The organism is Pseudonocardia benzenivorans CB1190, assembly GCF_000196675.2.
Taxonomy (GTDB): Bacteria; Actinomycetota; Actinomycetes; order Mycobacteriales; family Pseudonocardiaceae; genus Pseudonocardia; species Pseudonocardia benzenivorans.
The window spans coordinates 1,701,568-1,714,379 of sequence record NC_015312.1 but is presented as its reverse complement, the minus strand read 5'-3'; the positions used below and the strand labels follow the sequence as shown (position 1 = coordinate 1,714,379).

At 74.3% G+C, this 12,812-nt stretch carries 10 protein-coding genes; 1 reads left to right on the top strand and 9 read right to left on the bottom strand.

What is annotated here, in order from left to right:
- Positions 1-124: 124 nt before the first annotated feature.
- Positions 125-3,313 (top strand): ATP-binding protein, encoded by a 3,189-nt coding sequence (locus PSED_RS08280; RefSeq protein WP_013673796.1) that lies wholly within the window; start codon positions 125-127, stop codon positions 3,311-3,313.
- Between the two features lie 224 nt (positions 3,314-3,537).
- Here the strand turns inward: PSED_RS08280 and PSED_RS08275 are convergent, their stop codons facing one another.
- The 9 genes from PSED_RS08275 to PSED_RS08235 all read right to left on the bottom strand — a co-directional run bounded on the left by PSED_RS08275 (position 3,538) and on the right by PSED_RS08235 (position 12,803).
- Entirely contained in the window at positions 3,538-4,044 is a 507-nt protein-coding gene (locus PSED_RS08275) for an MSMEG_0567/Sll0786 family nitrogen starvation N-acetyltransferase (RefSeq protein WP_013673795.1), read from the bottom strand.
- A complete protein-coding gene (locus tag PSED_RS08270) occupies positions 4,041-4,655 on the bottom strand; it encodes a hypothetical protein (RefSeq protein ID WP_013673794.1) in 615 nt (204 codons plus the stop codon). Before PSED_RS08270 ends, PSED_RS08275 begins: the two co-directional genes overlap by 4 nt.
- Positions 4,656-4,768: 113 nt before the next feature.
- Positions 4,769-5,596: an MSMEG_0572/Sll0783 family nitrogen starvation response protein gene (locus PSED_RS08265; RefSeq protein WP_013673793.1), complete on the bottom strand. Its 828-nt coding sequence runs from the start codon at positions 5,594-5,596 to the stop codon at positions 4,769-4,771.
- Positions 5,597-5,602: 6 nt separating this feature from the next.
- Positions 5,603-6,937 (bottom strand): FAD-dependent oxidoreductase, encoded by a 1,335-nt coding sequence (locus PSED_RS08260; protein ID WP_013673792.1) that lies wholly within the window; start codon positions 6,935-6,937, stop codon positions 5,603-5,605.
- A 185-nt stretch (positions 6,938-7,122) separates the two neighbouring features.
- On the bottom strand, positions 7,123-8,628 hold the full coding sequence (gene argH, locus PSED_RS08255) for an argininosuccinate lyase (protein ID WP_013673791.1): 1,506 nt from the start codon (positions 8,626-8,628) through the stop codon (positions 7,123-7,125).
- Positions 8,625-9,608: a 1-aminocyclopropane-1-carboxylate deaminase/D-cysteine desulfhydrase gene (locus PSED_RS08250; protein ID WP_013673790.1), complete on the bottom strand. Its 984-nt coding sequence runs from the start codon at positions 9,606-9,608 to the stop codon at positions 8,625-8,627. Before PSED_RS08250 ends, argH begins: the two co-directional genes overlap by 4 nt.
- The gene (locus tag PSED_RS08245; protein WP_013673789.1) at positions 9,605-10,960 is read right to left on the bottom strand and encodes a class-II fumarase/aspartase family protein; all 1,356 of its coding nucleotides are present in this window, start codon (positions 10,958-10,960) and stop codon (positions 9,605-9,607) included. The genes PSED_RS08250 and PSED_RS08245 overlap by 4 nt, the downstream gene beginning before the upstream one ends.
- Positions 10,945-12,012 (bottom strand): XcbA family protein, encoded by a 1,068-nt coding sequence (locus PSED_RS08240; RefSeq protein WP_013673788.1) that lies wholly within the window; start codon positions 12,010-12,012, stop codon positions 10,945-10,947. Before PSED_RS08240 ends, PSED_RS08245 begins: the two co-directional genes overlap by 16 nt.
- Positions 12,009-12,803, bottom strand: a complete 795-nt coding sequence (locus tag PSED_RS08235) for a phosphosulfolactate synthase (protein WP_013673787.1) — start codon at positions 12,801-12,803, stop codon at positions 12,009-12,011. Before PSED_RS08235 ends, PSED_RS08240 begins: the two co-directional genes overlap by 4 nt.
- Between the last annotated feature and the right edge of the window lie 9 nt (positions 12,804-12,812).

The window sequence follows — 12,812 nt, the reverse complement described above, 5'->3', positions numbered from 1 at the left end:
CCGCGAGACCCTGTCGTCCACGATCGTGTTCGATCGTGTCATTTAGGAAACGTGCTGTTGAGACGGCGTTACGGACTCGTCCCGGCCGCCGATCGGAGTACCGGATCCGGGTAGAGTCCTACCGGTGACGACGGCCTTGCGGATTCGCCTGCTGGGCCCCTTCACGGTCGAAGGAGAGCTCTCGGCGCCGGTCCCGACGGGCAAGGCGCGGCGCGCGCTCGCGGTCCTCGCCGAGCGTCGCGGGGAGTTCGTCTCCGTGGGCACGCTGGTCGACGCGCTGTGGGACAACGACGAACCCCCCGAACGCGCCGACCGCAACGTCGCCGCGCTCGTGAGCAGGCTCCGCAGGGCCATCGGCCGCGAACGGATCGACGGCTCGGCGGCCGGCTACCGGCTCGTCGCCGACGACGTCGCCGTCGACCTGCACGAGGCCGTCGAGCTCGTCGAGACCGCGGAGTACGAACTCTCGCACGGGCGCAGCGCGCTCGCCTCCACCAGCGCCGAGCACGCCGCCAAGCTCCTCGACGCCGACGTCCCGCTCGCGGGCGAGCACGACGGTCCGTGGGTCGACGGGCTGCGCCGCTCGGTCACCCGGCTGCTGCGCCGGGCCCGGATCTGCTGGAGCGCGGCCGCGGTCGAGCTGGGTGCGTACGACGCCGCGGTCGAGGTCGCCTCCACCGCGCTGCGCGACGACCCGTTCGACGAGGAGGCCTGCCGCACCGTCATGCTCGGCCACCAGCGGGCGGGCCGGTCGAGCGCGGCGCTCGTCGCGTACCGGACGTTGCGGGTGGCGATGTCCGAGCACCTCGGCAGCGACCCCTCGCCCGCGACGCAGGCGCTGTTCCTGTCGGTGCTGCGCTCGGAGAGCCCCAACGCCGTCGACCACCCCACGCGTCAACCCGTCGTCGGGGTGCCCGACCGGGTGGAGCCCGTGGTCGGACGCGACGCCGAGCTGGCCGTGCTGCGCGAGCTGTGGGAGGGCGCCGCGGCCGGGCGGCCCGCGCTCACCGTCGTCGCCGGCGAGGCGGGGATCGGCAAGAGTGCGCTGGTCACGGCATTCGCTGCCGAGCCGCGCCGGACCGGCGGGCTCGTCCTGCGGGTCGACTGCTTCGAGGCCGAACGCTCGCTGTACCTGCAGCCGCTCGTCGAGGCGCTGCGGACCGTCGTGCACCGAATGACACCCGCCGACGTCCGCGAGCTCGCGGGCGGCAGGCTGGGCACGCTCACCGAGCTGCTGCCCGAGCTGACCGCCCTCGTCGGCGAGACGCCCTACATCCGCGCCGCTCCCGAGCTCGAGCACCGCCGCAGCCTCGACGCGCTCACCGGCTTCCTGGTGCGGCTCTCCGCCCGCCAGCCCGTGCTGCTCGTCATCGAGGACATGCAGCACGCCGGCAGCTCGACGGTCGAGGCGCTGCACCTGCTCGCCGGGCACTGGGAGGGCAGCCGGGCGATGGTCCTGCTCACCGAGCGCACGTCGGAGGACCAGCCGGTCACCGACATGCTGCGCGACGTCGCCCGCCGCATCGACCTCGGCCCGCTCACCCGGGCCGACGTCGCCACCCTCGTCGAGCGGTCCGGTTCCGGGCACGACGCCGACCAGCTGTACGAGTGGACCGGCGGCTCGCCGCTGTTCCTCACCGAGCTGCTGCGCCAGCCGCCGTCGCCGCGGGGCGGGGTGCAGGTGCCCCCGTCCTTGCACGACTCGGTGGCCGAGCGGATCGAGCACGCCGGCGAGCCGGTGGCGGTGCTGCTCGCCCAGGGTGCCGTACTGGGCCTGACGTTCTCCCTCGACGACGTGGCGGAGCTCAGCGGGCTCGACGTCGAGGACTGCGCGCGGCGGGCCGGACGGGCGTTGCGGGCCGGGCTGATCGTCACCCAGGGCGAGAGCTTCCGGTTCAGCAACGACATCGTGCGCCAGGTCGCCTACGCGTCGATGCCCGAGCCGGTGCGGATCTCCCGGCACCGGCGCGCGGCGCGGATGCTGCGGGCCCGTCCCGAGGCCGCGGCGCGACACCTGGCCGAGGCCCGCGACTGGGCGGGCGCGGCCAACGCGTGGCTGGCAGCCGCGCACGTCGCCCACCTCGGGTTCGCCCACACCGACGCCGAGCAGCTGATCGCGCAGGCCGTGGAGGCGGCGCGGACGGTCGGCGACCCGGAGCGGCTCGCCGAGGCGCTGATGCGGCACGGGCGCGCCCGCGGCGAGCTCGGCCGCTACGACCAGGCCCGCGCGGACCTCGAGGAGGCCCTCGCGCTGGCCCGCGACATCGGCGACTCCGAGCTCGAGGCGCGCATCCTCGAACAGCTGGGTTGGACGGCGCTCTACGCCCGCGACGCGATGGCCGCCGTCGACCTCGCCGAACAGGCCACCGAGCTCGCCGAGTCCGCCGCCGCCGCCCCCGGCGCCCTGCCCAGCGCCACCCTGCTCCTCGGCCGCGTCCGGCACTGGGACGGCGACTACGCCGGCGCCGGCACCGCCTACGAGCAGGTGCTGGGCTCCTCCCCCGGCGACCCCACCACCGCGGTGGCGCTCGCGTACCGCGGTGCGCTGCTGCAGCACATGGACCGCTTCACCGAGGCCAAGACCGTCCTCGCCCGCGCCGCCGCCCTCTGCCGCCGCACCGGCGAGTTCCGCCCCCTGCTCCAAACCCTCTTCTTCACCGCACTCGCCCGCGGCGACTCCGGCGACTTCGCCGGCGCCCTCCGCGCCCTCGACAACGCCCGCCGCCTCATCGACGCCGAGAAAGTCGGCTTCTACCGCGCCGGCATCGAAACCGCCACCAGCTGGCTCTGGCAAGAACTCGGCCAGGTCCACCGCGCCCGCGACCACGCCGAACACGCCGTCGAACTCGCCCGCCGCGGCGGCGGCGCACTCGAACTCGAACAAGAACTCCACGCCCTGCTCGCCCTCGCCGACTGCGACCTGCTCCTGGGCCACGACGACGCCGCCGCCGACCTCGTCACCGCCGCCGCCCCCACCCTCGACCGCTCCCTGCCCTTCAAACCCCGCGCCGTCATGCGCTACCTCGAAATGCGCTCCCGCTGGGAACCCGAACACGCCGAAGCCCTGCTCGTCGAAGCCCGCCTCTACGCCTCACCCAAGTACGAAGCCCTCGCCCTCGCCGCACTCGACCGCCCCGACGAAGCCGCCCGCGTCGCCGCGACCACCCGCTCCGACCTCGTCATCGGGCAGCTCGGCGCCTCCGCCGACCGCAGCGCGGCGCTGGGGCGGATCGCCGAGTCGCTGCCGACGGAGCTGCGCGAGACGTTCGGGGCGTCTGGCCGGCTGGTGTCGGAGCGGCGCCGGACGCACTGATCCGCCGGGCCCCCCGGGCTCGCTGCGCCACCGGGCCGCGCTGCATCGCCGACCGCCGGAGTCCACGGCATCGCCGACCACCGGGCTCCGCGGGCCGCGCCGAGCCGCCGGGGGGTCCGCGGCATCGCCGGACCGCCAGGGGCCCGCGGGCCGCGCCGGACCGCCGGGTTCCGCGCGTGTCCCTTGAGCCGTCCGTCCCGCCTGGGCCGCCCGTCCCGCGGGCCTCAGCAGGCCGCGCGGGCGGCCTGCAGGTCGATGTCCATCCGCAGGTGCGGCCGGCCCACGTACAGCTCGGGAGCGCCGAGGCGGCGCCAGCCGAGCCGCAGGAAGAACGCCTCGTTGGCCAGCTGGACCATCGCCTGCATCCGGCGGCCGCCGCGCGCGCCCGCGGTGGCGACGGCGAAGCGCACGAGCGGCCCGCCGAGCCCGGACGCACGGAACTCGGGCAGGACGGCGAGCCGGTCGCCCTTCCAGTCGCCCGTCGGGTCGGCCGGGTCGAGGGGGAACAGCCGCACGGTGCCGGCCGGTGCCCCGCCGACGGTGCCCAGCACGTCGATCGTCGCGGGGTCGGCGTCGTGCTCGTCGAGGTCCGAGCCGTCGAACAGCCGCTGCTCGGTGACGAACACCGCCCGCCGGATGTCGTGCACCAGGCCGGTCTCGGCGGCCCCGACGGCGATGCGGCAGGCCGCGACGAGCGTGTCGGCGGTACCGGGGCACGCGGTGGGGCTCATCCCCCGACCGTCCCGTCCTCGACGGCCGCGCGCTGGCGCGCGATCTCGGCGAGCCACTCGTCGCGGTCGACGAACGAGCCGGTGACGAGGACGGTGCCCGTCCCGCCCTCGGTGACCTGCAGCTGGAAGGGGTCCTCGCCGGACCACGGGTCGACAGCGGCCTCGACGAGGATGCCGGAGGCGAGGTGCAGCTCGGGGCGACGGCCGTCGGTGAGCTCCTCGATCGCCTCCGGTCCCGCGACGACGACCCACGCGCGGCCGGCGGCGCGTGCCTCCTCGATCGCTGCCTCCCGGCGCCGCCGCTCGGTGTCGGCGGCGATCTCGCGGTCGGCCATCCCGCAGGCGACGCCGACGAGCAGATCGACGGGGATGACGCTACCGCCGGGCAGCGCGGTGGCGATCAGCTCGTCGGGGGCGGCCTCGGCCGCGATGATGTCGTCGACCCCGGTGCACCGCTTGCGCAGCTCCGTCACCACGGCCTGGATCGCGTTGATCGAGCGCTGGTAGGAGCCCGGGTCGGCGATCAGCGTGGGGTAGAGCCGGTCCTCGGCGGCGCGCCAGCGGTTGCGGGCCATGGCGACGGTGGGCGAGAACGTGCCGGCGTCCGGCATGGGGTGCTCCCGGGAGTGCTCGTACGGAAGGTCAGGAGTTCGGGCGGGAACGGCGACGGGCGGGCCGGGTCGCGATGACCCGGCCCGCCCGTCACCTGGGGGCGCCGACGATGTCAGAGCGTCCAGGTCTGCATGACCAGCGCGCCCTCGCGGCGGGCGGTCAGCGTGCAGTCCAGGATGTCCAGCGGGTGGATCGGCTGCACGCCCTCGATCAGGTCGGTCTCGCGCATGCCGTACAGCGCGGCCATGGCGAAGCGGCAGGCCAGGACCTTGCCGCCCTCCTTCATGAAGGTCTGCAGCTGGTTGTTGTAGGCGAGGTGGCCGGGGAAGGCCTCCGAGCCGACGGTCGGGAAACCACGGGTCGCCGACGCCATGAGCACGCCGGGGCCGTACAGCACGAGGCTGGTGTCGAAGCCCTTACGGTTGATGCGGGTACAGGTCAGCATGTTGACCAGACCGACCGAGCCCTCGTAGGGCACGGTGTGCATGAAGATGTAGGCCTTCTCACCGGCTTCGGCCTGGATGTCGTCGAACAGCTTCTGGTCGTAGTCGACGATCGCGTCGCCTGCCTGAGCCCGAGTACCGACGATCTGAGCCACAGTGCTCTCCTTCTTCTGAGGTGTGTTCCCGTTCGGCGTGCTCACGGTCGGAGTCACGAACTCGAACTTGTCGAGGGCCGACGACGCACCCTGCGGTGTCGGCGGCGCGGCCCACGTCTTCCGGTGGCTGCCCGGCATCGACTTCATGATCGTCGAGCGCAGGGACCACGGCATGATGGCGTACAACGGGGTGAAGATCTTCCTCCAGAAGATCTCCTTGCCGCCCTTGGCGGGGCGGGGTGCGGCCGTGCCGAGCCGCTGGGACATCTTCTGCTGCGAGTCGACGAGCAGGTAGTGCTCGGCGTTGTGGCGCAGCCACCCGAAGAAACCGCCCGAGGCCATGTCAGGTCAGCCCTTCTGCGCGTTCGCGACGCCGTTGGTGGCGGCGACGACCATGGGTTCGTTGAGCGCGCCGATCGCCGGCGAGTAGACGTTCTCCATCGTCGACATGTCGGTGAGGGTCAGGCCGACCTTGACGGCCTGCGCGAGGAAGTTCGCGCGCTCCTTGATGCCCTCGCCACCGCCGAGCAGCTGGGCGCCGATGAGGCGCAGCGTGCCGGGCTCCGCGAGGAGCTTCACCTTCACCATGTTGACGCCCGGGTAGTAGCGGGCCCGGGAGATGCCCTGGGCCTCGCCCTTGACGTACGCGATGCCCGCCGCCGCGGCCGAGGTCTCGTTGAACGCCACGCCACCGACGACGGAGGCGCCCGCCGCGGTGCTCCACGGGACGCGGACGGCCTTGTAGGCGCGGTCGCCACCGGCGGCGTTGGTGCCCGCGACGCGACCCTCGGCGTAGGCGTGCGAGGTCGTCAGCCCCCGCAGCGGGGCGTCCCCGCCGCCGTGGGCGACCTCGGCGACGTCGCCCGCGGCCCAGACACCGGCCACGGAGGTCCGCATGTGGTCGTCGACGACGATGCCGCCGGGCCCGACGGCGATCCCCGCCGCGGCGGCGACGGAGGTGTCGGCGGCCCGGTTCGTGGCGACCACCACGAGGTCGGCCGGGAGGTCGCCGTCGGAGGTGCGCACCGTGCGCACGGCGCCGCCGTCGCCGACGAGCTCGGAGACCGTGGTGTTCAGGTGCAGGTGCACGCCCATCTCGGTCCAGCCGTCCTGGACGAGCGCGGCGAAGTCGGGGTCGAGCAGTGAGGGCAGGACCTGCCCGGCGGACTCGACGACGTGGGTCTCGACGCCGCGCTTGGCCAGCGCCGTCACGATCTCCAGTCCGACGCCGCCCGCGTCGACGACGACGGCGCTCTTGGTCCGGGCGATGACCTCGCGCCATTCGGAGACGCTGCGACCGCCGCTGACGTGGAAGACGCCCTGCAGCTCACCGCCGGGTACGCCCGCTGCCGCCGGACCGGTGCCCGCGGCGATCACGAGGTTGTCGTAGGAGACGGGGGCGCCGCCCACGGTGATCGTCCGGCCCGCGGTGTCGATCGCCGTGACGTCGGCGCCGAAGTGCACGGCCACGCCCGCATCGAGGTAGGTCTGCGTGTCGGCGACGAGCAGCTTCTCGAAGTCCTCGACCTCGGCCTCGTCGGCCGGGATGCCGGCGGAGCCGTACACCGACTCGGCCTCCCGGGTGTAGACGACGACCTCCGCGGACGGGTCCGCGGTCTTCACACCGGTCGCGGCGCCGAGGCCGGCCGCTCCTCCACCAATGATCACTGTCTTGCGCGGCACGCGGACCCTCTTCCACCGGTCTGACGACACTGCCTCTGGCAGCATTCACTATCGGAGACGGAAAGCACCATACTCAACGCTCGGGTGATGTCAATCACCGGGTCGAGGTGCCCTTACCTGCGACGACCCGGGTCTCTGGCGGCGACGATCACCCACCGTGATCCATCTCGATCCGGCCATCCGGCTCACCCGGCCACACCGCGCGCTTGGACGAGCAGCTCCTGCTCGGCCCGGTCGAAACCGGCGGTCCGCGCGGCGGCGTACGCCGCCAGTTCGTCGAGCTCGGCGCGCAGCCGCGACACCATGTCGGCCACCGCGGCCTGCGCCGCGCCACCCTCGGCGCGCCGCGACGCCACGATACTGACCGGGTCCAGCACCCCGGACAGGTCCTCCCCCGCCAGGCCCCAGCTGCGCCCGGTGTGTGCGACGGCCGCCTCGTCGATCATCGCCCCCGTGATCTGGGCGCCCGGGACCCCGGCCCGGCTGGCCGCGCGCACGGTGTTCCCGACGACGACGTAGGCCGTTCGGTAGTCGACACCCAGCCGCTGCACGAGGTGCTCGGCGAGGTCGGTCGCCTGGGTGTATCCGCGGTCGAGCTCCTCGCGCATGCGCACCGGGTTGACCTTCAGCGTGCGGACGACGCCGCTGGTCAGCCGGGTGATGCGCAGGCTCAGGTCGAGCGCGCGGGGCACCTCGCCGTAGGCGAAGATCAGGTTGTCGCTGCGTGCCGACGGGCTCTTCGTCACCGCGAGGAAGCCCGTCAGCCGGCCGATGACCACGCCGTTGGCGCCGCGGATGATCGACAGCGCGTACGGGTTGCGCTTCTGCGGCATCAGGATGCTCGACCGGGTGTAGGCATCGGCCAGGTCGACGAAGTCGAACTCGCTCGAGGAGAAGATCTCGAGGTCCTCGGCGAGCTTGGAGAAGTTCGACAGCAGGCTCGCCGCCGTCGCCAGGATGTGCACCAGGCCGTCGACCTGCCACATCGCGTCGCGGGTGTGCGGGATGACCCCGCGGAAACCGAGCGCCGACGCGACCGGGCCGCGGTCGTCGAGCAACCGGGTGCCGTTGACACACCCCGCACCGCCCGGCGACGAGTCGACCCAGTCGAGCTCGTCGAGCAGCCGTCGCGCGTCGCGCACGGCCGGGTAGACGAACGACAGCAGGTAGTGACCGAACGTCGACGGCTGCGCCTGCTGCAGGTAGGTCTGGTCGGGCAGCAGCGTCGAGGCGTGGGTCTCGGCCGTGGCCACGGCGTCGCGCGCGAAGGCCACGGCCTCCTCCACCAGCTCGGTGAGCTGACGGCGCAGGTGCAGCCGCAGCGCCACCCTCGCGGCCTCGCGGCGCGGCCTGCCGGCGTGCAGCCAGCCCGCGACGTCGCCGATGCGCGAGACGAAGAAGTGCTCGCGGGAGTTGTACGGCTCGCCGTGCGACGGGTCGTACGGGAAGTCGTCGGCGTCGACCTCGGTGACCTCCAGCAGCAGTGCCAGCAGCTCGCGCGCCGCGTCCTCGGGGACGATCCCGCGGCGGCGCAGGTCCAGCACGTGCGCGATGTCGGCGAGGTTCAGCCCGCGGTGCAGGAAGCTCGCGTCGGCGTTCTCCAGTGCGAAGCCCGACTCGACGAGCTCGGGGGCGGGACCGGTCTGCGGGAAGCCGAGAGCGCGTCCCGCGGACCGGGTCGGGGTGGTCATGCTGGTCCTTTCAGCAGGGAGCCGACGGCGGGCAGCAGCCCGCCGGTGTGCCACCACAGGACCGGGCCGTCGGCGGGTGGGTCGACCAGGTCGACCACCGCGGAGAAGGCCTCGGCCCCGTACGTCTCGTCGAGCAGCAGGCCCTCGGCCCACAGCGCCTCGCGGGCGTGGGCGCGCTCGCGCTCGCTCGCCGTGCCGAAGCCGGGGCCGCGGGCGTCGACCAGCGTCAGTGCGCCCGGATCGGGTGCGGCGCAGCCCAGCAGCGCGGCGCAGCCCGCGGCGAGCTCGAGCACCTTGGCCCGGATCTCGTCCAACGGGCGGCTCACCGACACGCCGAGCACCGGCACGTCGAGCCCGACGGCGGCCAGTCCGGTGAGCAGGCCCGCGACGCTGCCGCCGGAGCCGACGGGCAGCACGATCAGCCCGGGCCGGACGTCCGCGGCGGCGAGCTGGGCGGCGACCTCGGCCGCGCCCGCGGCGAACCCGACGGCGCCCAGCGCCGTGGAGCCCCCGCGCGGGACGCCGTAGGCACTCGCGCCGAGCTGGGCGACCCGGGCCATGACCTGCTCGTCGACCTCCTCGCGGACGCTGCCGCCGGTCGGCACCAGGGTGGCGCCGGCGGCCGTCGCGAGCGCGAGGTTCGCCGACCGCGGATCGCCCCAGACGTGCAGCTCGCAGGCCAGCCCCGCGGCGCGCGCGGCCATCGCGGCCGCGGCGCAGAAGTTGGAACCGGGCCCGCCGCCGGTGACGAACACCCGCGCGCCCTGCTGCACCGCGGCGCCGACGAGGAACTCCAGCGGCCGGGTCTTGTTGCCCGCCACGCCGAAGCCGATCAGGTCGTCGCGCTTGACCAGCAGCGGGCCGATGCCGAGCGCGGCCTCCAGCCGGTGCGCACGCACCAGCGGCGTCGGTCCGGCCGCCAGCGGGAACCGGGCGAGCTCGGCCCACGGCAGCGCGGTGGTCCTCACGAGGCCGCTCACGCCCACTCCTCGGGCTCGTCGGAGCGGGCGGCCTCGGCCCGCGCGACCACGACGTCGACCATGGCGGCGGCGGCGTCGACGGCGGGGCCGTTGCCCCACGCGCGCACCTGCTCCGCGGTGGCGAGCCCGCGCGCGACGAGGCCCGCCGACAGGTCGGCCCCCTCCTCACGCAGCACCTCGTGCAACGCCTGCTGCGCCCGGTGCTTGCCGATCTCGGCCGACAGGCCCGCCAGCACGCGCTCGGACTCCAGCCCGCCGCCGTAGCGGCCGACGTTGGCGGCCATGGCCTGCGGGTACACCTCGAGACCGTCGAGCAGGGCACGGCCCAGCCGCAGCGCCGTCGCCGTCAGCTGGCAGACCTCCGGCAGCGCGATCCACTCCGCCTTCCAGGCCCGCCCGTCGCGCTCGTGCCCCGCGACGAGGCCCTCGACCAGCACCGCCGACGACGACCGCGCCAGCCGGGCCAGCGTGTCGAGGTGCTCGGAGCCCTCGGGGTTGCGCTTGTGGGGCATGGTGATCGAGCTGACCGCGCCCGACGGCGCCGCCTCGGCCAGCTCGCCGATCTCGGGCCGCGCGAGCTCGTAGACCTCGGTGCCGATGCGCGCCAACGTCCCGCAGACCATCGCGAGCACCGTGCCGAACTCCGCGACCCGGTCGCGTGCGGTGAGCCACGAGATGCCGGGGTCGCCCAGGCCGAGCTCGGCGCAGAACCGCGCGCGCAGCTCGGGACCGTCGGCACCGAAGAAGGCCAGCGCGCCGACCGCCCCGCCGAGCTGCCCCACGACCCAGCGGGGCCGTCCCTCGCGCAGCCGCTCCAGGTGCCGGCGCACCTCGTCGGCCCACGAGGCGACCTTGAACCCGAACGTGATGGGCGCGCCGGGCTGGCCGTGCGTGCGGCCGGCCATGACGTCGTCACGGTGCCGGCGGGCCAGCCCCAGCAGCGACGCCTCGATCGCGCGCAGGTCGCGCCACGCGATGGCCCCGACGTCGCGCATGACGATGCCGAACCACGTGTCCGAGACGTCCTGGACGGTCGCGCCCATGTAGACGTGCTCGCGGACGTCCTCCGGCAGCACCCGCAGCAGCCCGCGGATCAGGCCCAGCGTGGAGTGGGAGGTGGCGCGGGTCTGTTCCGCGACGTAGTCGAGGTCCAGCGACTCCACCTTCGCCGCGGCGGTGATCGCCGCGGCCGACGCCGCCGGCACGATGCCGAGCGACGCCTGCGCCCTGGCCAGCGCGCCCAGCTCGTCGAGCCAGGTCTGCAGCATCGCCTTCTCGTCGAAGATCCCCGCCGTCTCGGGCGTCCCCCACAGGTGCGCGTAGAGGGTGGACGAGCTCAGACGGGTGCCCACGGGGGATCCTCCTGTGCGGCGAGCAGGGCGAGTGCCTCGCGGATGTGCTCCAGCGACGCCCCCCACGGGACGCTGGCCCACCCCGGTCCGGACTCGACGTGCTCCTCCTGCAGGCAGCACTTGGTGAGGACCATGCCGCCGTCGGCGGGCGGCTGCGCCTCCAACGAACGCTTGGGGCAGAAGTCCACACGCGGCGGGTCCTCGCCGTAGAACCAGTGGTGGATCTGGCGCGACCGCTCGCAGCCCAGCAGCGTCCAGTCGGCCTTCGGGGGGTGCTCGTCGAGATAGGACACCGTCGCGCCGGGCACCTCGCCGCCGGAGCCACGGCACGGCAGCAGGTAGTGCTCGTCCGGGCGCTGTGCGGCAAGGTCGGCCAGGTCGACCAGCTCGCCGACGAGGTCCATCGGCGGCAGCTGCTCGGACACCGCGAGGATGCGCCGGGCCTGGTCGAGCAGCTTCGCCGGCTCCGGCGGCACGACCTCGCGGACACCGACGTGGAGCATCCGCGGCTCGAGCACGAAGCTGATGTGCGCGTAGCGGCCCTGGATCACCGCGACCCGCGCGTGCGGGGCCCGTTCGCGGGCGCAGCGCACCAGGTCCGACGGGATGCCGGTGTCGACCGACTCGTCGACCACGAACGTGCACTCGTCGGGACGCGCGAGCATCGTGACGGCGGTGACGGGCGAGAACAGCTCGCCCTGCGTGTCGTGCTCGACGTGCAGCAGCGCGACCTGGGAGAAGTCACCCTGGCGGCGCGCGACGACGAACCGCGTCCGGCGGTAGGCGTCGCGGCCGGTGAGGTACTCGCGCAACGCCTCCTCGGTGAGCGGGACGTCGTCGGGGACCGGGGTGACCGACACTCCGCGGTACCGGTTCGGGATGAGGTTGGGCCCGCGGAACCCCGCGACGGCCGGCGTCGGGCGCGCCGCGGTACCCGCCGGGTCGGTGGCGGGGTCGGGCCCGGCAGCGGGGTCGGCGGCGGGGTCGGCGGCGGGACCGTCGTGCGAAGCCGTGCGGGACAGCGGGATCCTCCGGGTGTCGGCCGCCGTCACGCGGTGTCCGATCCGGCTTCGTCGCGGCGGACGACGGCGGCGGTGTCCGAGCGCAGCCCCAGCCGCAGCGTCTCCGCGGACAGGACGTCACCGACGGCCACGTTACCGAGGTTGACGTCGGCGCCGAACCGGCGGACGAACCACGCCTGCTGCGACGCCTTGGGCGCCTCGAACACGATGCGCGTCACGCCGACCGCGCCCGCGACCGCCTCCACGACGTCGGGCCGCACCCGGCCGGCGGCGTCGAACGTGCCCACGGTGCCGCTCTGCCGGCCCTCGGTGACGACGAGCCACGCCCCCGCCTCGAGGTCGGCCACGGCCTCGCCCGGCCAGGTGCGCGCGGCGAGGACCTCGCCGGGCGCCTTGTCGCCGACCTCGGCCAGCACGGTGAAGTCGCGCGCCGCCCGTCGGATCAGGGCGCCCTTCTCGGCGAGGCTCATGTCGACCGTCCCGCGCGAGACCTCGACGTGGGAGAAGCCCGACTCGCGCGCCCAGGCCAGGCACGCGTCCGCGCGGCCCTGGGCCCACGCGATCTCCAGCAGCGTGCCGCCGAGGCAGACCGCGACGTCGTGCGCGGCGAGCAACGCGATCTTGTCGCCGAGGGCCGAGTCGACGTAGGCGGTTCCCCAGCCGATCTTCCAGATGTCGATGTGGGCCGACGCGGACGCCAGCAGGTCCCGGGTGGCGAGGACGCCCGACCCGGGATCGATGACGTGCGTCAGGCCGGCCACCCTCGGCTTGACCGAGCGCGGCGGGAGGTCCAGGAAGTCCGGCGGCACCGGCGAGGACACGTGGTCGGG